This is a genomic window from Oceanicola sp. D3 (assembly GCF_006351965.1).
Lineage (GTDB): Bacteria > Pseudomonadota > Alphaproteobacteria > Rhodobacterales > Rhodobacteraceae > Vannielia.
Genome location: NZ_CP040932.1, coordinates 1,321,958 through 1,340,844, shown reverse-complemented (window position 1 = coordinate 1,340,844; position 18,887 = coordinate 1,321,958). Strand labels below are relative to the sequence as shown.

General features: G+C 65.9%; 20 protein-coding genes. 10 read left to right on the top strand and 10 right to left on the bottom strand.

Annotated elements, in window-relative coordinates:
* Positions 1-26 precede the first annotated feature (26 nt).
* From FHY55_RS06850 to FHY55_RS06835, 4 genes are read right to left on the bottom strand one after another with little or no spacing between them, the layout of a single operon-like run.
* On the bottom strand, positions 27-1,064 hold the full coding sequence (locus FHY55_RS06850) for a TRAP transporter substrate-binding protein (protein WP_140013476.1): 1,038 nt from the start codon (positions 1,062-1,064) through the stop codon (positions 27-29).
* 43 nt (positions 1,065-1,107) lie between these two features.
* A complete protein-coding gene (locus FHY55_RS06845; RefSeq protein ID WP_140013475.1) occupies positions 1,108-2,436 on the bottom strand; it encodes a TRAP transporter large permease subunit in 1,329 nt (442 codons plus the stop codon).
* Complete coding sequence (locus FHY55_RS06840; protein ID WP_140013474.1) at positions 2,426-2,971, bottom strand: TRAP transporter small permease subunit; 546 nt, start codon at positions 2,969-2,971, stop codon at positions 2,426-2,428. Before FHY55_RS06840 ends, FHY55_RS06845 begins: the two co-directional genes overlap by 11 nt.
* Positions 2,968-3,726 carry an N-formylglutamate amidohydrolase gene (locus tag FHY55_RS06835; protein ID WP_254695440.1) on the bottom strand — a complete coding sequence of 253 codons (759 nt, stop codon included), beginning with the start codon at positions 3,724-3,726 and terminating at the stop codon, positions 2,968-2,970. Before FHY55_RS06835 ends, FHY55_RS06840 begins: the two co-directional genes overlap by 4 nt.
* Before the next feature lie 94 nt (positions 3,727-3,820).
* On the opposite strand from FHY55_RS06835, the gene FHY55_RS06830 reads away from it, so the two are divergent.
* From FHY55_RS06830 to FHY55_RS06815, 4 genes are all read left to right on the top strand, one after another.
* Positions 3,821-4,699 (top strand): MurR/RpiR family transcriptional regulator, encoded by an 879-nt coding sequence (locus tag FHY55_RS06830; RefSeq protein ID WP_254695439.1) that lies wholly within the window; start codon positions 3,821-3,823, stop codon positions 4,697-4,699.
* A 206-nt stretch (positions 4,700-4,905) separates the two neighbouring features.
* The gene (locus tag FHY55_RS06825; RefSeq protein ID WP_140013473.1) at positions 4,906-5,916 is read left to right on the top strand and encodes a TRAP transporter substrate-binding protein; all 1,011 of its coding nucleotides are present in this window, start codon (positions 4,906-4,908) and stop codon (positions 5,914-5,916) included.
* Positions 5,917-5,981: 65 nt separating this feature from the next.
* Positions 5,982-6,494, top strand: a complete 513-nt coding sequence (locus FHY55_RS06820) for a TRAP transporter small permease (protein ID WP_140013472.1) — start codon at positions 5,982-5,984, stop codon at positions 6,492-6,494.
* A gap of 268 nt (positions 6,495-6,762) precedes the next feature.
* Complete coding sequence (locus FHY55_RS06815) at positions 6,763-8,055, top strand: TRAP transporter large permease (RefSeq protein ID WP_140013471.1); 1,293 nt, start codon at positions 6,763-6,765, stop codon at positions 8,053-8,055.
* A gap of 51 nt (positions 8,056-8,106) precedes the next feature.
* Here FHY55_RS06815 and FHY55_RS06810 read toward each other — a convergent pair whose 3' ends face one another.
* Positions 8,107-11,370, bottom strand: coding sequence for an L-glutamate gamma-semialdehyde dehydrogenase (locus FHY55_RS06810; protein ID WP_140013470.1), 3,264 nt, complete (start codon positions 11,368-11,370; stop codon positions 8,107-8,109).
* 75 nt (positions 11,371-11,445) lie between these two features.
* Here FHY55_RS06810 and FHY55_RS06805 point away from each other — a divergent pair, with 75 nt between their 5' ends.
* Both FHY55_RS06805 and FHY55_RS06800 read left to right on the top strand, forming a co-directional pair.
* The gene (locus tag FHY55_RS06805; RefSeq protein WP_140013469.1) at positions 11,446-11,916 is read left to right on the top strand and encodes an Lrp/AsnC family transcriptional regulator; all 471 of its coding nucleotides are present in this window, start codon (positions 11,446-11,448) and stop codon (positions 11,914-11,916) included.
* A gap of 122 nt (positions 11,917-12,038) precedes the next feature.
* Positions 12,039-12,593 carry a thioredoxin family protein gene (locus FHY55_RS06800; protein ID WP_140013468.1) on the top strand — a complete coding sequence of 185 codons (555 nt, stop codon included), beginning with the start codon at positions 12,039-12,041 and terminating at the stop codon, positions 12,591-12,593.
* Between the two features lie 19 nt (positions 12,594-12,612).
* Here FHY55_RS06800 and FHY55_RS06795 read toward each other — a convergent pair whose 3' ends face one another.
* Positions 12,613-13,182, bottom strand: a complete 570-nt coding sequence (locus tag FHY55_RS06795) for a hypothetical protein (protein WP_140013467.1) — start codon at positions 13,180-13,182, stop codon at positions 12,613-12,615.
* A gap of 387 nt (positions 13,183-13,569) precedes the next feature.
* On the opposite strand from FHY55_RS06795, the gene FHY55_RS06790 reads away from it, so the two are divergent.
* The 4 genes from FHY55_RS06790 (at position 13,570) to msrB (ending at position 16,114) form a co-directional block, all read left to right on the top strand.
* On the top strand, positions 13,570-14,112 hold the full coding sequence (locus FHY55_RS06790) for a sigma-70 family RNA polymerase sigma factor (protein ID WP_140013466.1): 543 nt from the start codon (positions 13,570-13,572) through the stop codon (positions 14,110-14,112).
* Positions 14,109-14,789 (top strand): anti-sigma factor domain-containing protein, encoded by a 681-nt coding sequence (locus FHY55_RS06785; protein ID WP_140013465.1) that lies wholly within the window; start codon positions 14,109-14,111, stop codon positions 14,787-14,789. Before FHY55_RS06790 ends, FHY55_RS06785 begins: the two co-directional genes overlap by 4 nt.
* 147 nt (positions 14,790-14,936) lie before the next feature.
* Positions 14,937-15,488, top strand: a complete 552-nt coding sequence (locus tag FHY55_RS06780; RefSeq protein ID WP_140013464.1) for a fasciclin domain-containing protein — start codon at positions 14,937-14,939, stop codon at positions 15,486-15,488.
* 146 nt (positions 15,489-15,634) lie between these two features.
* On the top strand, positions 15,635-16,114 hold the full coding sequence (gene msrB / locus FHY55_RS06775) for a peptide-methionine (R)-S-oxide reductase MsrB (protein ID WP_140013463.1): 480 nt from the start codon (positions 15,635-15,637) through the stop codon (positions 16,112-16,114).
* A gap of 145 nt (positions 16,115-16,259) precedes the next feature.
* On the opposite strand, the gene FHY55_RS06770 is transcribed toward msrB, so the two are convergent.
* The 4 genes from FHY55_RS06770 to FHY55_RS06755 are packed head-to-tail and all read right to left on the bottom strand — an operon-like array spanning position 16,260 to position 18,819.
* Positions 16,260-16,979 carry a nitroreductase gene (locus FHY55_RS06770; RefSeq protein ID WP_371707475.1) on the bottom strand — a complete coding sequence of 240 codons (720 nt, stop codon included), beginning with the start codon at positions 16,977-16,979 and terminating at the stop codon, positions 16,260-16,262.
* Positions 16,957-17,517 carry a biotin transporter BioY gene (locus tag FHY55_RS06765; RefSeq protein ID WP_140013462.1) on the bottom strand — a complete coding sequence of 187 codons (561 nt, stop codon included), beginning with the start codon at positions 17,515-17,517 and terminating at the stop codon, positions 16,957-16,959. Before FHY55_RS06765 ends, FHY55_RS06770 begins: the two co-directional genes overlap by 23 nt.
* Complete coding sequence (locus tag FHY55_RS06760) at positions 17,514-18,131, bottom strand: energy-coupling factor transporter transmembrane protein EcfT (protein WP_140013461.1); 618 nt, start codon at positions 18,129-18,131, stop codon at positions 17,514-17,516. Before FHY55_RS06760 ends, FHY55_RS06765 begins: the two co-directional genes overlap by 4 nt.
* A complete protein-coding gene (locus FHY55_RS06755; RefSeq protein ID WP_140013460.1) occupies positions 18,106-18,819 on the bottom strand; it encodes an energy-coupling factor ABC transporter ATP-binding protein in 714 nt (237 codons plus the stop codon). The genes FHY55_RS06760 and FHY55_RS06755 overlap by 26 nt, the downstream gene beginning before the upstream one ends.
* Between the last annotated feature and the right edge of the window lie 68 nt (positions 18,820-18,887).

Here is an 18,887-nt window from a genome sequence, read left to right as displayed (position 1 = left end):
CACCCTGTTGCTCTCTTCAAACCAGATCAGCCGTTGGTGTAGGGCGGGCCAGCCTGATTGATGACGGAGTTGTATTCCTTGAAGATGCCAACGATCTTCTGCTGGATCTCGCCTTCCTCGGCAATCTCTTCCCAGAATGCCTTGGCGGCATTTTCCACCTCGGCCCACTCTTCCGCCGGCACGGTGCGCAGCTCCAGCTTGTCGCCGGTGGCGCGCAGCTTGGCCTCGCCGCCCCAGTACCACTGGTTGCGGTAGGTGTGGCCCGCTTCGACGCCCGCCATCACGAGGGTCTTCAGGTGCTCAGGCAGCTCGGCCCAGCGCTCTTGGTTCACGAAGTAGGAGCCGATCCACGCACCCGAGATGTTGTTGGTCAGGAAGTAGTCGGTCACATTGGCCCAGCCCACGGTGTAATCTTCCGTGATCCCCGACCATGCCATGCCGTCCAGCTCACCAGTCTGCACCGCAACTTCCGCATCCTCGTAAGGAATGTTCATCGGCACCACGCCGAACTGCGACAGGAACCGCCCGGCGGTGGGGAAGGTGTAAAGCTTCAGCCCATCAAGATCGGCGACCGATTTGATCTCTTTCTTGGTGTTGAAGTTGCACGGATCCTGCCCGGCAGCCCCAAGCCACTTCACACCAACCTTGGCGTATTCCTCTTCCCAGATCTCCTTGAGGCCGTACTGGTTGAACAGCACCGGCACGTCGAGGATGTGCTTGGTCGCAAAGGGGAAGTAGCCGCCAAACTGGCGCAGCGGCGTGGGCGATGCCATCGAGTCATCATCCGAGTGCACCGCGTCGATGGTGCCGCGCTGAAGCGCCTGAAACAGCTCGCCCGTGGGCACGATCTGGTCGGCGTAGAACAGCTCAATCTCCAGCTCGCCATTGGCCGCGTTGTTGATGTAATCGACCATCGGCTTGGTCACATGCTCACCCAGCGCGGCACCCGCATAGGTCTGCCAGCGCCACTTGATCGCCGTCTGCGCACGCACGATGGCCGGGGTGGCCAGCGCGGCGGGGGCGGCAATCGCCGCGCCCTTGAGGAAGGTTCTTCTCGAAGTCATTCTCTCTCTCCTTGTTGTGGGGGGCCGTTTTCCGGCCTCTGGTTCAGTTGTTGTAAATCAGGTCCGGCAGCCACAGCGCGATCTGCGGAAAGGCCATCACAAGGGCCAGCGCCACGGCCATCACGCCGACGAAGGGCACGATGGAGCGGTAGATGTCTTTCAACCCGATCTCCGGCGGCGCCATCGCCCGCATCAGGAAGAGGTTATAGCCGAAGGGCGGGGTCATATAGGCGATCTGGCAAGTGATCGTGTAGAGCACCCCATACCAGATGAGGTTGAAGCCAAGCTCACCCACCAGCGGCACGTAAAGCGGCGCAACGATCACCAGCATCGCCGTGTCATCAAGGAAAGTGCCCATCACCAGGAAGCTCAGCTGCATCAGGATCAGGATCACCCATGGGTTCAGCCCGAGTTGCTCGGTGAAGAGGCTCTCAATCGCCTTCACAGCGCCCAGCCCGTCGAACACCGCGCCAAAGGCGAGCGCCGCGAGGATGATCCACATGAACATGCAGGTAATGCCCAGCGTCTGGCGCAGACAGGTTTCAAACACCGGCCAGCTCATCCGCCGCTTCAGCACCGCCGCCAGCAGGGCCGCCAGTGCGCCGATCGCCGAGCTTTCCACCAGCGATGTGTAGCCGGTGACAAAAGGCACCATCATCACCGCGAAGATCGCCACCGGCAAAATCCCCGCCGTCAGCAGCCGCAGCTTTTCGGCCATCGGCACCGCGTCGCGCTCTTCCTTGGGCAGCACCGGGCCCAGCGCCGGGTTCGCCTTGCAGCGAATGTAGATGTAAATGATGAACAGCGCCGCCATCATCAGCCCCGGCACCACGCCCGCCAGCCAGAGCTGGCCCACCGGTTGCCGCGCGATCATCGAGTAAAGCACCAGCACCACCGAGGGCGGCACCAATATCCCAAGCGACGACCCGGCCTGAATGACCCCCGTCACCATGATCTTGTCGTAGTTCCGTTTCAGCAGCTCCGGCAGCGCGATCGTCGCGCCAATCGCCATGCCCGCCACGCTGAGGCCGTTCATCGCCGAAATCAGCACCATCAGCCCGATGGTGCCAATCGCCAACCCACCCGAGATGCCGCCAAACCAGACGTGGAACATCTTGTAGAGGTCATCGGCAATCTTGGACTCGCTCATGACGTAGCCCATGAAGATGAACATCGGCAGCGTCAGCAGCGGATACCAGCGCATCAGCTTGATCGCGGCGGCAAAGCCAAGGTCATAGCCGCCCCTGTCTCCCCAAAGCAGCACGGCGGCCACCACGGCCACAAAGCCGATGGCCCCAAACACCCGCTGCCCGGTGAAGAGCATGACCATCATGGTCGAAAACATCAGGATGGCGATCAACTCATAGGGCATCGCCGGGCTCCTGCTGGCTGTCATGGCGCTTGGGCTCGCCCGTGCGCAGGAAAAGGATGTCTTTCGCCAGTTCCGAAAGCGATTGCAGGATCATCAGCCCGATCCCGATGCACATCACCACCTTGATCGGCCAGATATAGGGCCGCCAAACCGACGAACTCCGCTCGCCGCCATATTGGAAGGCATACATCGTGCTTTCCACCCCGCCCCACATCAGGATGCCGAGATAGGTAAGCAAAAACAGCACGGTAACAGCATCAAACGCCGCCTTCCGGCGCGGGCTGAAATCACCGTAAAACAGGTCCATCCGCACGTTGGAGCCCATCTGCATCGCGTAGGGCCCGCCGAGGATGTAGTAGCCCACCATCACAAACTGGGCCATTTCCAGCGTCCAGAGCGAGGGGGCCCCGGCAAACTTGGTCCATGTCGACCAGAGCAACACGCCCATCAGCGCGAAGATGCCCCACATCATGATCCGGCCAAGCCCGTAGTTGAAGCGGTCCACCACCGCAACGAAGCCGCGCAATGCCCTCATTCCGCCGCCTGCCGATCTTCCGCCACGGCGGCAATCGCGGCGGCCAGCGCGGGCATCAGGTGCACCGCCATGTCGCGGGCGCGGGCCTCGGTGTCGATCAGGTCATTGCGGATTTCGATCATCAGCGAGGGCAGCCCCCGCGCCTCGCCATGCTTGCGCAGCGTGTAGGTCACGCCATCAGAGGCGGCATAGGGTTCGTTCAGCGCCGCGCGATAGCTGCCCTTGGCCTGCTCCACTTCCAGCGCCGCCTCGGCCATGCGAGAATCCTCGTGATAGAGAAAGCCCAGTTCCACCTCGCGCCGCTTGCCGCGATACACCGGGGTGAAGCTGTGGATCGTCACCAAAGCATCCCTCTGCCGGCTGTCGAGCACCTCGGCCAGCCGGTCATGAAACGGATCATGCAACGCCCGATGCCGCAACGCCCGCTCCTGCGGGCTGAGGCCGGCGTTGCCCGGAACCTCATAGATTTCGCTTTGCACCGGAATCGCATCATCAGCTTCCAGCGGGCGGTTCAGGTCGTACACCAACCGCGATGCGCAGGCCGAAACCAAGGGCGAGTCGAGCAGCGCGGCCAGCGCCCGAGACACATCCAGCGCGCCAATATCCCAAGCCGCATGGCTTTCGGCGGCCTCCGGGCTCAGGCCAAGGTCGCCCCAGGGCTGCGGAAAATCGCGGCTGGCATGTTCGCACACCAGCACCACCGGCCCGCGCCCCTCGGCGCGTGTCACCTCTACCGGCTCCCAATTTTCGGCCACTGTCGTCCCCCGTGTGAGATTTCGTAATCATCACTACAGGAATTTGTAGCATGTCAAGATTTTTCCTGTAGCATTCCCTACATTCGCCCTCCAGATGTACCGAAAGGAACAACCTCTGCACCCGAAGCCGCTGATCCGTGACCTGCTGAAGGAAAAACAGGCAGAGCTGACCGCCGCCGAACGCAAGCTCTCTGCGGTGCTGCTCGATGATTCCCTCGTCGCCGGGCTCCAGTCGATCACCCGGCTGGCCGAGGCGGCGGAGGTATCCACCCCCACCATCATTCGCCTCGCCCGCAAACTCGGGTTCGATGGCTTCCCAGACCTGCAAGACGCCATCCGCGAAGAAATCGCCGCCCGGATGAAGCGCCCGCTGGCCAAGCTCGAAGTCGGGCCCCGCCCGGGCGATCACATCATCGCCCGCTTCACCGAGGCCGTGGCCGCCAACATCAACCGCACCCTCGACCGGCTCGACCTTGCCACCTTCGATGCCGTCGCCGCCCTGCTCTCCGACCCGGCCCGCCGCCTGCATCTGCTCGGCGGTCGGATCACCCGCTCCAACGCGCATTACTTTTTCAACCACCTGCAAATCATCCGCCCCGGCGTGACCCTGCTCGACAGTTCGCCCTCCGTCTGGCCGCAGGCCCTGCTCGATATGGGCCCCGAGGCGGTACTGGTGGTCTTCGATATCCGCCGCTACGAGCGCGAGCTGGAAAAGCTGGCCGGCTTGGCGGTGGAAGCGGGCGCCGAAGTGGTGCTCTTCACCGACGCATGGGGCTCGCCGATCGAGCGTCACGCGGCCCACGTCTTCCGCGCGATGGTCGAGGTGCCCTCCGCATGGGATTCCACCCTCGCCATCAACCTGCTCATCGAAGCGCTGGTGGCAGAGGTGCAAACCCGCGCCGCCCGCTCTTCCGCCGAGCGGATTTCGACCCTCGAAGGCATGATCGGCGCCAGCAAGATCTTCCGGGGCTAGTCCGCCGCTTCCGACGAAGGCTCCTCGTGCAACACCCCACAGGGCGGGACTTGTCCCGCCGCCCGCTTGCCCCGATTTCCGCAAACTCCATTGAATAGTTATAAGATATAAGCAATTCTTCCCCACAGCGGAGCACAGCGATTCCGCGCCACACAACCGCGCCACCAAGGGGAGAGGAGCCCCGGCGCCACGGGAGGAGAAAACCGATGAAACTCAAAGCCCTGCTTGCAGGGGCGGCGCTCGCTGCCCTGAGCACCACCACCGCATCCGCGCAGGAGGTCACCCTGCGCCTCGCCCACTGGGTGCCGCCGACCCACCCGATCCAGACGCTGGGCATCGAACCCTGGGTCGAGTCCCTCAAGGAGGCCTCCGGCGGGCGGATCGACGTGCAGATCTTCCCCGCCCAGCAGCTCGGCGCCGCGCCCGACCACTATGACATGGCCCGCGACGGCATTGCCGACATTTCCTACACCAACCCGGGCTACCAGGCCGGGCGCTTCCCGATCTACTCACTGATCGAGATCCCCTTCCACATGGACAACGCCCAGCGCGGCGCAAAAGCCATGCACGAGTGGTATGCGCCGATCGCCGAGGAAGAGATGAAGGACGTCAAGTTCTGCCTCGCCAACCCGCATGATCCCGGCACCTTCCACTCCAAGGAGCCGATCCTCGAGCCCGGTGACGTGAACGGCCTCAACGTGCGCCCTGCCCACGCCACCATGTCCCGCTTTGTTTCCATGCTCGGCGGCGGCCCGGTGCAGGTGCCCGCCCCCGAGGCCCGCGAGGCCATCGCCAACGGCGCGGCAGATGCCATGACCTTCCCGTGGAACTCGGTCTGGATCTTCGGCATCGACAGCGAGCTGAAGCAGCACCTCGACATGCCTTTCTACGTCTCCGCCCAGCTCCTGCTGATCAACTGGGACACCTACAACGGCATGCCCGACGACCTGAAGGCGGTGCTCGACGATCACTGCACGCCGGAGTGGAGCCAGAAGTTCTCCGAAGGCTGGGCCGAAAACGAGGCCTCTGGCCGCGACAAGGCCCTGGCCGAAGGGTCTGGCCACTCCGTGAACGTGCCGACCGAGGAGCAGGTGCAGATGTGGAAAGACGCCGCCGCGCCGCTGATCGACACCTGGAAATCCGAGGCGGGCGATAATGCCGAGGCGATCTACCAGGGCTACCTCGACGCGCTCGACGCCAACGACGCGCGCTTCTGAGCAACCTTCCGGGCGGCACGCACCCCGTGCCGCCCGGCTGAACCCCGGCTGATTCCATGCGCAACATGCAACGCGCCCTCGAGCGCTTTTCCCACTGGGTCGAGATCGTGGCCGGCGTGATGATGGGCTTCATCACCCTGCTCGTGGTGGTCTCCGCCGTCACCCGCTATCTCTTCGCCTGGCCCCTGCCCGATGCCTTCGACCTCTCGCGCTACCTTCTGGGGGCTGCGATCATGTGGGGCTTCGCCTGCGTCGGCTTTCGCGGCTCGCACATCAAGGTCGACCTGCTGGCCGAGGCCCTGCCCACCCCGGTGCGGCGCTGGCTCGATGCGCTCGCCTGGTCGGTGCTGCTCTTCTTCACGGCGCTTCTCGCGTGGAAGCTGCTGGGAAGGGTGACATCCGCGGCGGGCTCCGGCGAGGCCACGATGGACCTGCGCCTGCCCGCCTGGCCGCTGATGGCCCTGATCTGGGCCGGGGTGGCCGTGAGTCTCGCCACTATCACCGCCCGCCTGCTCATCATCCTCTTCGGCCACGGCTCGCTGGATCATTTCGACAGCGCCGAGGAGCATGTGGAATGACGTCTACCGAGGCGCCACCCCGCACGGAATCACGGCGCAGCCGCCGTGCGAGCACCGGCCCGACCGGACTCAAGCCGAAGGCGCCGGTCGAGCGCCGGCCCGGCCCGCGGGCTGGCGCTTCCTGGCCGTTTGCCCATTTCTCGACCGTCCGAAGACCACCCAACCATAAAGCGCACCCGACCTGCCGTTGCAGCGCCACCCCCCGGCCCGGCGCTCGTCCGGCTCCCGTTCCCTGTCCCGCACCCCGACGCGCCGAAGGCCCCACCCTATGACCCCCGACCTCATCGCCATCGCAGGCTTCGCCGCCCTCTTCGCCATGATCCTCCTTCGGGTGCCCATCGGCGTGGCCATGGGGCTGGTCGGCGTCTTCGGCTTTGCCGGCATCACCGGCCTGAAACCCGCGCTCAACCTGCTGGCCCAGTCGCCGCTGCGCGTGGTGACCGACTTCAACCTCACCCTCATCCCCTTTTTCGTGCTGATGGGGGTGCTGGCCACCAACTCCGGCATGTCGTCAGAGCTGTTCCGGGCGGGCCAAAAGTGGCTCGGCCAGTTTCGCGGCGGCCTCGCGCTCTCCACCATCGGGGCCTGCGCGGGCTTCGCCGCGATCTGCGGCTCCTCGGTGGCCACGGCGGCGACCATGACCAAGATCGCCCTCCCCGAAATGCGTCGCGAGAACTACCCCGATCACGTCTCCACCGGCGTCATCGCCGCAGGCGGCACGCTGGGCATCCTCATCCCGCCCTCGGTGGTGCTCGCCGTCTACGGCTTCATCACCGAGCAGGACGTGGGCAAGCTCTTCATCGCGGGCGTCGTGCCGGGCCTGCTGGCGGTGCTGATGTACATGCTCACCGTGCGCCTCGCCTACGGCCGCATCCTGCCCGCCTCCGGTACCTTCGCGCTGCGCCCCGCGCTGGCCGCGCTCAAGGGCATCTGGGCGGTGCTGCTGCTCTTCATCGCCATCATCGGCTCGATCTACATGGGCGTGGCAACGGCGACAGAAGCCGCCGCCGTCGGCTCGCTGCTCACCGCCCTCATCGGCATCGGGCGTGGCAAGCTCTCGGCCCGCGCCTTGCTGAACTCGCTGATCGAAGCGCTGCGCACCTCGGTCGCCATCTACACCATCCTGATAGGCGCCATCCTCTTCGGCTACTTCCTCGCCGTCACCCGCGCGCCGCAGAAGGTGACCGAATGGCTGGTCAGCCTCGACATCGGCACCTACGGCACCCTCGCCGTGATCCTCATCGCCTTCGTGCTGCTCGGCTGCATCCTCGACGCGATGGCGATGATCATCCTCATGGTGCCCATCGTCTTCCCCGTCGTCACCGCGATGGGCTTCGACCCGATCTGGTTCGGCGTCATTATCGTGATGACGGTTGAGCTGGGGCTCATTACCCCGCCGGTGGGGATGAACGTCTTCGTCATCAACTCCATCGCCCGCGAAGTGCCGCTGACAAAGATCTTCCGGGGCGTCACCCCTTTCGTGCTGATGGACATCGCACGGCTCGTGCTACTGGTCGCCTTCCCGGCCCTGGTGCTCTGGCTGCCCGAAACGATGCGCTGACGGTCTGACACCGTAGGGTGGGCAATCTATCTGCCCACCACTCGCCCGCCCCTATTCCGACACCGCCGCCAGCAGCGCCGCATTGCCTCCCGCCGCCGTGGTATCCACGCAAAGGTGCCGCTCATGCATCACGTGCCCCACGTCAGGCATCCCGCGCACCAGCGCCACCACCGGCCCGTCGCGCTCGGCCAGCTTCACCGCAATCTCCCGCGCCTCCGCCTCCTCGCCCCAGAACAGCAGCGCCGACAGTGCGTCGCGCGCCAGCGCCTCCGCGACCGTCGCCACCACGGCGCGCCCGCCCAGCGCTTCAACGGCCCCCACTTGCGCGCGCGTGTCCGGCCCGCAGCACACAACGCCACCGCGCGGCACCATCCGCAGCCGGTTCGCCTCGCCCGTCGGGCCGGGCATCTCGATCATCTCTGCTGGCCGTTCCACAGCGCCGCCCTTGCGGAACCGCGGCAAATAATGCGGCCCGCCCGCCTTCGGCCCGGTGCCCGACAAACCCTCGCCGCCAAACGGCTGGCTGCCCACGATCGCGCCGATCTGGTTGCGGTTCACATAGACATTGCCCGCCTCCACCGCGTCCGACACCACCTGCACCCGCGTATCAATCCGCGTATGCAGCCCAAAGGTCAGCCCATAGCCCTGCGCGTTGATATCCTGCACCACCTTCCGGATCTGCCCGGCCTTGAACCGCGCCACATGCAGCACTGGCCCAAACACCTCACGCCCGCCAAGGTCGGCAATCCCGCCCACCTCGATCAGCGCGGGCCCCACGAAATTGCCATCCGGCGCTTCGAGCTGCTTCACCAGCCGCCCCTCGGCCTTCGCTGCCTCCACATAGGCGCGGATCTCTCCCGCCGCCTCGGCGTCAATCACCGGCCCCACATCGGTGTGCAGCATCCCCGGGTCGCCTACCGCCAGCGCATCCATCGCGCCGGTCAGCATCTCGATGAAGCTGTCCGCCACGTCCTCCTGCACGTAAAGGCAGCGCAGCGCCGAACAGCGTTGCCCGGCAGATTGGAAGGCCGAGGCCACCACATCGCGCACCGCCTGCTGCGGCAGAGCCGTGCTGTCGACGATCATGGCGTTCAGCCCGCCGGTTTCGGCAATCAGCGGCGTGCCCGGTGCCATGCCCTTGGCCATCGCCCGCGCAATCGCCTTGGCCGTGGCGGTGGAGCCGGTGAAGGCCACGCCGCTTACACGGGCGTCAGAGGTGATCGCCGCGCCCACCACGGCCCCGTCGCCGGGCACCAGCTGAAGCACCTCCGCAGGCACCCCGGCCTCGTGCAGCAAGTCCACCGCCGCCGCCGCAATCCGGGGCGTCTGCTCGGCGGGCTTGGCCAGAACTCCGTTGCCCGAGGCCAGCGCCGCCGCCACCTGCCCGGTGAAAATCGCCAGCGGAAAGTTCCAGGGGCTGATGCAGGCAAAAACGCCCCGCGCCTCGGCCTCCACCGCCTCGCCCGCGTAATACCGCAAAAAGTCCACCGCCTCGCGCAGCTCGCCCACCGCATCCGGCAGCGTCTTGCCCGCTTCTTCGATGAGCACCGCAAAAAGCGCCCCGTAATCCCGCTCATACAGATCCGCCGCACGGCGCAGCACCTCGGCCCGCTCGGCCACCGGCGCATCCCACGCGCGCGCGGTGCCCAGGGCCGCCTCGACCTTCTCGGCACTGGCATCGGCGACCGGCCCCACCGGCTTGGCCCCGGCAATCGCCGCGCCCACCTGCTCCAACGTGCCCACATCGCTCAGGTCGAACCCGCGAGAGTTCTTCCGGCCCGGAAACACCTCCGGCCCGGTCGGAATGCTTGCCCGCGTGCCGTCCCACGCCTCGAAAGGACAGGCAGCAACCATCTCGGGCGGCACGCTCTCATCCACGATCTGGTTCACGAAGGACGAGTTCGCCCCGTTCTCCAGTAGCCGCCGCACGAGATAGGCCAGCAGGTCCTTGTGAGTGCCCACAGGCGCGTAAATCCGGCAATGGGTGCCGTTGTCGGCCAGCACGAGGTCATGCAGCCGCTCGCCCATCCCGTGCAGCCGCTGAAACTCGAAAGCGCTGCGCGGGAGACCCTCGGCCATGTGCAGCACGGCGGCCACCGTATGGGCGTTGTGGGTCGCAAACTGCGGATAGATCCGGTCCGTCATCGCGAGCAGCTTGCGGGCGCAGGCAATGTAGCTGATGTCGGTCGCCGGTTTGGCGGTGAACACCGGAAAGTCTTCCAGCCCCTCCACCTGCGCATGCTTGATCTCGCTGTCCCAATAAGCACCCTTCACCAGCCGCACGGTGATCCGACGGCCAAGCTGCTCCGCGAGCCCATGAAGCCAGTCCAGCACCGCCCCCGCACGGCGGCCATAGGCCTGCACCACCACGCCAAAGCCATCCCAGCCCGCCAGCGCCTCATCGGCCAGCACCGCCTCGATCACCTTGAGCGAAAGCACCAGCCGGTCGGCCTCTTCGGCGTCGATGGCAAAGCCCATGCCCGCCTCTGCCGCTTGCCGCGCCAGCCGGGTGACAACCGGCACCAATTCCTCCATCACCTGCGCCTGCTTTGCCACCTCGTAGCGCGGATGCAGCGCCGAGAGCTTCACCGAAATGCCCGGGTTCTCGGCCATCGCGCCTTTGCAGTTCGTGGCAATCGCCGCAATCGCGTCAGCGTAGGCCTTGGCATAGCCCTCGGCATCGGCCCGGGTCATCGCCGCCTCGCCCAGCATGTCGTAGCTGTAGGTGTAGCCCTTCGCCTCCATCCCACTGGCCCGCTTCATCGCCGCGCCAATGCTCTCGCCCAGCACAAACTGGCGGCCCATCTCGCGCATCGCGCGGCCCACCGCGGCGCGGATCACCGGCTCGCCCAGCCGCTTCACCGCCCCGCGCAGCCGGGTGGCGATACCGGGGCGCTCATCCAGCACCTTGCCGGTAAGAAACAGGCCCCATGTGGACGCATTGACCAGCGGCGAAGCGCTCTTGCCGATGTGGCGGCCCCAGTCAGAGGGGGCAATCTTGTCTTCGATCAGATCGTCGATGGTTTCCGAATCCGGCACCCGCAGCAGCGCCTCGGCAAGGCACATCAGCGCCACGCCCTCATCGGTCGACAGGCCGTATTCAGCGAGGAACACCTCCATCAACCCGGGCCGGGCATCGCTGCGGATGCGCCGCACCAGATCGGCACCGCTGGCCGAAATCTGCGCCCGCGCCGCGCCATCCAGCGCCGCCGCATCCACAAGCCGGGCCACCAGATCCGGTTCCGGCTGGTGCTTGAGGTCATCAATCTGCCGCAGCGCGGCACCTGTGGCGGGGGTGAAGGATAGGATGCTCATGGGGCGATTATCATTCCTTTTCCGCAGACGATGTGTCTAAATTTGGCCGACCCACCCGCCAAACGGATCAAAAACATGCAGAAGATCGGACCAAACGCAGCGCTCGACCTCGACACGCTGGACGAATCTATCATCCGCGAGCTGGCCAGCGATGCCCGCCTCTCGATGACAGAACTCGCCCGCCGCGTCGGCCTCTCCAAAACCCCGGTGCTCGCCCGCGTGCGACGGCTGGAAGAGGCCGGGCTGATCACCGGCTACCACGCCACCCTGAGCTGGCCCAAACTCGGGCTCGGCTGCGTCACCTTCGTGCAGGTCCGCCTCACCGACACCCGCGAAAAGGCGCTCAAGGCCTTCAACGCCGCCGTCGCCCGGCTGACCGAGGTGGAAGAATGCCACATGATCGCCTCAGGCTTCGACTACCTGCTGAAGGTGCGCACGCAGGACGTGGCCAGCTACCGCGAAGTCATGGGCGAAAAGCTCTCCGAACTGCCCCACGTCGCCTCCACCTCCTCCTTCGTTGCCCTCGAAGTGGTGAAAGACGGGTAGCTCTTCGGCCCTCCGGGGCCGCTCATCGCATGGGCGAAGACGCCTCGAAGGGCGGATGAGCCCCCTCGACACCGCGCACCAGTGCCCTAGGCTCTGCTCGAAACGAACACCGGAGGATCCCCATGGCCGCACAGCCCCCCACCTGCGACTTCGGCGCAAAAGCGCCCGACTTTTCCCTGCCCAGCACCGATGGCAAAACCTGGAGCCTGGCCGATGTGGCCGGCGAAAAGGGCACCGTGCTGATCTTCATCTGCAACCACTGCCCCTATGTGAAGGGCATCATCGAGCGGCTGGTGATGGATGCACAAACCCTGCAAACCGCAGGCATTGGCGTGGCCGCGATCTGCGCCAATGACGCCACCAGCCACCCCGCCGACAGTTTCGAGAAAATGGCCGAATTCGCCAAGGCACATGCCTTCCCCTTCCCCTACCTTCATGACGAAAGCCAAGAGGTCGCCCGGGCCTATGGTGCCGTCTGCACGCCAGACTTTTTCGGCTACAATTCCGCAGGTGAATTGCAGTATCGCGGCCGCCTCGACGCCTTCGGCAAAAAAGCGGCCCCCGCCGACGCCCCGCGCGAGCTGGTCGAAGCCATGATGCAAGTGGCCACCACCGGCAAAGGGCCAGAAGAGCAAGTGCCGTCGATGGGCTGTTCGATCAAGTGGAAGGCGGAGTGAGCGGCCTTCGCTCGCAGCCTCACATCGGCTTTGGCGGTATCTTCAGAGATTCTATCTGGAATATCGTGCGCGCGTTGCCGCGCCGATAGACCACATCTCCATTAGTTATAGTGCCCGGAGGGGTATTCGCCTTGGCCTCCGCAAGCCGAATGACAAACCGCTCTCCGTTGCGCTGATACTCGCCACGGAAGCTCAAGTATCCAGATCGAGAAGGCAGATTTGTAGAGTCGCCGAGCGAGAGCGGCTTTATCGGCTGATAGCCATAGCGCGCCAAAGCCATCCGGACAGGTTCGACTGCATCCCTGCTCCCCAAGCCAACCGATTGAATTGAGCAGCCGTAAAGCCGGGCATCCCAAGTCCGGTCACCCGGGATGGGTGGACCAGCCTGAATTCGCGTGCGTGCAGTATACAAGCCGATGCCCTCCGATGTCTCGCCATTGTAGGCTGACAGGTATCTGATGCCATGCCTTTTGAAGGCCCTGTGCGCACTACTAATGCTGCCCATGGAAGCGAGGCACCCTTCCTCGAAGGCGGCCAGCGCATCCTGCCAGCGCGCACCTTTTCCCGAAGACGCCTGTTCCGGCGGCACGCAGCCCGCAAGCATCACAGCCGCAAGGGCGGCAACGCCAAGCCGCAAGAGCCGCCCATCCCTCGAAATTCTCATGCAAATCCACCCTCAGAACATACTGCGAATACCCGCTCAAAGCGGGCGTCAACCATGCCCCGCGCCCAGAGGGGCCGCAACCAAATACGGGCCATTGCACCGAAACGATGGAGGCCACAGGAAGTTTTTCGTCCGACAGTGAAACTCATCGCACCCCCACCCCGTGTCTTCTCTCACAGGCCGTTCTCGCGGTGCCATGCTGGAGGGCGCAGCCTCGGTCTGGTTTACGAGTGTGAAGGGAAGAGGCGTCCGCAGTCGGCAAGGGCTGCGGACGTCTCGCCATCGCGGAACGGGGCTGTTAGGGTCCGCGCCATGGTAACGACGGAAGATATCGAGGGGATGATTGCGCGATGCGGTCTGGGAGACCGTTCTGCCTTTGCCGACCTTTATCAGGCCACCAGCTCGAAACTTTTTGGCATCTGCCTCCGTATCCTCAAGGAGCGGTCCGAAGCCGAAGATGCGCTGCAGGAGGTTTACCTGCGGATCTGGCGGAAAGCCGATAGCTACACGGCGGGCGGGCCGTCACCCATGGCCTGGTTGTCGACGGTCACGCGCAACCTCGCCATCGACCGTCTGCGGGCCAAGGCCCCCCCGGCGGACGAACTTGAGGATGCGCCGCCACTGGTCGCTTCCGGCCCCACGCCCGAGCAATCGGCGGTGGCCGCTGGCGAGGCCGCCCGGATCGGCGCGTGCCTTGGCGAGCTGGAGCCCGAGCGCTCCGCTGCGGTGCGCGGTGCCTATCTTGAGGGCGCCACATATGATGAGTTGGCAAGCCGCTACAGCGTGCCACTCAACACGATGAGAACATGGCTGCGACGCAGCCTGATAAAACTGAAAGAGTGCCTCGAAAGATGAGCGAGACGGCCACATACGACGAAGACGACATCGCCCTCGCGGGCGAATATGTCTTGCGTCTGCTTGTGGCCGAAGAGGTCGCCGCCTTCGAAGCCCGTCTGGCCGCCGAGCCCGCGCTGCGCGATCTCGTCACCGAGTGGCAGGAGGGCCTCGCAACGCTGGCCGATGAGGTGGCCGAAACGCCCCCCGCCGCGCTCTGGCCCCGCATCGAAGCGGCAGCCTACGGCGAGGCCACCCCCGGCCGCGCGGGCATCTCGCCGTGGCGCTGGCTGACCGGCGGTCTCGTGGCCGCCCTCATCGCCGTTGCCCTCTTCTTCGCCGTGCCGCCCGGCCCCGTTGCGCCTCCGACCCATCAGGCGCAAATCTCCGCCGAAGACGGCTCGCTGGTGGTGCAGGCCGCACTCAGCGCCGAGGGCGAGCTGCACCTGATCCGCGAGGCCGGCACCGCCCGCCCGGGCCGTGCGCTGGAGCTCTGGCTGATCGCCGAGGGCGCGCCCGCACCGGTCTCGCTCGGCGTGCTGCCAGAGGCCGAAGACGTGCGCATCGAGGTGCCCGAAGCCCTGCGCGCCGCCTTCACCGGCGGCACCCTCGCCATCTCCGACGAACCCCCCGGCGGCTCCCCCACCGGCGCCCCCACGGGTGATGTTCTGGCGGCAGCGCAGGTGCAGGCGCTCTAAGCGAAGCGCGGAAATTTTTATTCTCAAAATCAGCGAGATACCACTTTTTCTCAGCTTCTTTTGAAACCAATCGCAAAGCCGCTCCGTAACTCTCTGCACAACCTCGCCGCAATGGCCGAGGCAAATGACAGATCAGGAGAGACCCAAATGAAATTCGCCAAAACGCTCGCCACCACCGCCGCCGCCGCACTCATCGCCGGCACCGCATGGGCTGCCAACCCGATGGTCGGTGGTGCCGACATGTTCGAAAACAAGAACATCGTCGAAAACGCCGTGAACTCCGCCGATCACACCACCCTCGTCGCCGCCGTTCAGGCCGCCGGTCTGGTCGAGACTCTCTCCAGCGAAGGCCCCTTCACCGTGTTCGCCCCGACCAACGCCGCCTTCGAGGCCCTGCCCGCCGGCACCGTCGAAACCCTGCTGAAGCCCGAGAACAAGGACCAGCTCACCAAGATCCTCACCTGCCACGTCGTGTCTGCCAACGTGATGTCTGCCGCGCTCTCCGAGATGATCATCTCCGACAATGGCTCCCATGAGATCAAAACGGTCGGTGGCTGCGTGTTCGAGGCCAAGCAGATGGGCACCAACATCATCATCGAAGACGAAAACGGCGGCATCTCCACCGTCACCATCGCCGACGTGAAGCAGTCCAACGGCGTCATCCACGTGGTCGACGCGGTGCTCCTGCCCAAGATGTAACGCACCGCAATTCGCCGCCGGAACCTTCGGGCCTCCGGCGGCGGCTCGGCACCTCTCCGTCCTCCGATCACCGCGGGGAGGTGCCACCGCACTTCAGCGAGAGCGCCCCGCGCCCGCCCCGCCCCAACCATCCAAAGGAGACCACCATGAACCGCCGCACATTCCTCTCAGCTGCCACCGCCGCGCTGCCCGTGGCCATGGTGCTCAGCCCCCGGCTCTTTGCCGCCACCGAAGGCAACTTCGAAATCACCCGGTCCGAGGCCGAATGGAAGGCCATGCTGACCGACACAGAATTTGCCGTGATGCGTGAAGAGGCCACCGAACGCGCCGGCACCAGCCCGCTGAACGACGAAAAGCGCGCGGGCACCTACATCTGCAAAGGCTGCGACCTGCCGCTCTACCCCTCCGAAACCAAGTACGATAGCGGCACCGGCTGGCCGTCTTTCTGGAAGCCTCTGGCAAACGCCATTGGCACCAAGGAAGACCGCAAGCTGTTTTCGGTCCGCACCGAATGTCACTGCCGCCGCTGCGGCTCTCATCTTGGCCACATCTTTGATGACGGCCCCGCGCCCACCGGCAAGCGCCATTGCCTCAACGGGGTGAGCCTCAAGTTCGTCGCCGCCTGATTCACGCAAAAAGCCTGCGCCACAGCCTTTCCCCCTAAGGTTCACGCAGGCCTGCCCGCCCCACGTTATCCCTAGTCGGGGCGGGCAACTTTGTTTTCGCTAAGGGCGTTCTGGCGCGGTTGAGGCCCCACGCCGGGCCACGGCGCTAAAACCCGCGCAACTCCGCGAAAACCTCCAACGGCTCACGCGCCGTGCGCACCGCATTCGCCGGATGGACCGGGTCGGCGCGGCCCAGCGCAATGCCGCACACCACCAACTCCCGCTCCGGCAGCGCCAGCGCCTCATGCACCACATCGCCGTAATGCGCGATGGCACCCAAACCACAGGTGGCCAGCCCCCGCCCCTCCGCCGAGGCCAGCAGCGCCATGATCGCCATGCCAAGGTCCATGAAGCAGCCCTTGCCCATCTCCCGGTCGATCGTCACCACAATGCCCACCGGCGCGTCAAAGAAGCGGTAGTTCAGGTCAAACTGCCGCCGCCGCCCCTCAAGGTCGCGCTTTTCGATGCCCAGCGCCTCATAAAGCGCATAGCCCGCCGCCCGCTGCCGCGCCTTCAAGTCGGGCGGCATCTTCTTTGGAAAGTAGGAGTATTCCGCCACCTGCGGCCGCCCCTCGGCAATCGCCTCGGCCAGCTTGGCTGACAGCGCCCGCAGCGGCGCGCCGGTGAGTGCAATGAAGCGCCCGGGTTGCAGGTTGGCGCCTGAGGGCGCGCGGCGGGCGTCGGTCAGGATCGCTTCCACCGTGCCGCGCTCCAGCGGGTCGGGCAAAAAGCCCCGCACCGAGCGCCGCTGTGCCAGCGCTTCGCTGACACTCAGCTCCCGGCGGGGTCGCCCCTCCACCGTATCAGCCCCGGCTGGGCAGAGCACCCGGGCGCGCCTTTGCCAGCGCCTGGGTCACGAGCGCGGCCAGGACCGCCTTGATGATGTCACCGGGGATGAAGGGCAGCGCCGCCACCGTCACCGCCTCGCCGAGGCCCGCAGGCTTGGCCACCATGTACCACAGCAGCGCAATCGCATAGAGCGCCACGATCCCACCCAGCACCGCGCCTGCGGCGGCACCATAGGCCACAGGCTGGCGGCGCATCCGCTCCATCACCAGCCCAGCCACGAAGGCCGCAACCGGGAAGCCCACGAAAAAGCCTGCCCAGGGCGTCATCAGCACGCCAAGCCCGCCACGCCCGCCCGCCAGAAGCGGCAGGCCAAGCAGCACCAGCAGGCAAAACAGCGCCGCCGCCGCCGCACCGCGCCATGCGCCAAGCACCGTGCCGCACAGCATGATGCCCAGCGTCTGCGCGGTGATCGGAATGCCCGAGGCCAGCGTCAGCTTGGGGATCAGCCCCAGCACCGCGATCAGCGCCGCAAACAGCGCAATCATCACCACATCGCGTTCCGAAACCCGTTTCATCGCTCAGCCCCTTCGCTTAATCCGCCGCGCGCTCTCAGCGCCTCGGCTACCCTGTCCGCATCATCCAGCGCCACACCGGCCAGCGGGGCGGCGATCCGCCAGCCCGCGCGGCGTCTTGGCGAGCGCGCCCGGTAACTCTCGGCCAGCGCCGCGCCCTTTTCGCTCAAGACCGGGATAAACCGGATCACCAGTGAAATGGCAAGCTCCAGCGGGCGGGTGCGCAGCCCCAGCCAGCGCAGCGGCGACGTCAGCCAATGCAGCACGCCCAGCATGTCCGCCAGCCGGGTCGTCATGGTCACAAGGTTGGCCAACGCCACCGCGCTCACCAGCCGCAGCACAATCACCGCCCCCTCCTGCGGCGTCCCCGTTGCCAAATGCCACAGGGCGATGAGCACCGCGAAGAGCCAGACCGGGCGGAGCGCAGCGAGGCCCGCCCGCGCAAAGCGCACGCCCGGCAGGGCATAAAGCGCAGCGACCCCGGCGAGCGCAGCGAGCTGCCCCGCGAGCGACGCGAGCAAAAACAGCCCCGTCGTCGCCACGCACAGCAGGCCCAGCTTCAGCCCCGCTGGCCAGCGATGGAACACCGTCTCAACCGGCGAGGTCAGTGAGATCATCGCCCATCCCTTCCATCGCCGCCCGAAACCGCGCCAGCACCTCGCCCGCAGGGCCATCAGCTGCCACCGCACCGGCTTCCAGCCAGATCACCCGGTCAAAGCCCTCCAGCGCCGCCGGGTCGTGAGAAATCATCACCACCCGCTGCTCCAGCGCATCGAGCCGCCCATGCAGCGCCCGCGTGGTCGGAATGTCGAGCCCCGCGAAAGGCTCATCGAGGATCAGCCACTCTGGCGCCATCGCCAGCACCGCAATGAGGCACAGCAAATGCCGCTGCCCCCCGCTCAGGCTGCCCACCGGCCTGTCCCACCAATGCGCCTTGCCAAAACTCTCGAGGGCAGCCCGCGCGGCAGCCTCGGCCTCGGCCTCACGCCGCCCCTGCTGCGCGAGCCCAAAGGTCACCTCCTCGCCGCAGGTCGGAAAGATGATCTGGTGATCGGGGTTCTGAAACAGAATGCCCACCCGCGCCAGCGCCGCCTTGCGGTCGGCAAACAGGTCATCCCCGCCCACCGCAATCCTGCCCGCGCTCGGCGCGATCAACCCGGCCAGCAGCCGCGCCAGCGTGCTCTTGCCCGAGCCATTGCGCCCGACAATCCCGATGCGGCGCTCGCGCAGCTCCAGCGTCAGCGGGCGCAGAATCTCCCGCTCCGCCACGCCATATCCTGCCCCATCCAACCGGATCTCGCTCATCACGCACCCCTTCTCATCCGCCCGCCCTAGCCCGAAACGCCCCGCAATTGAAGGGTCTGGAGGGCGGA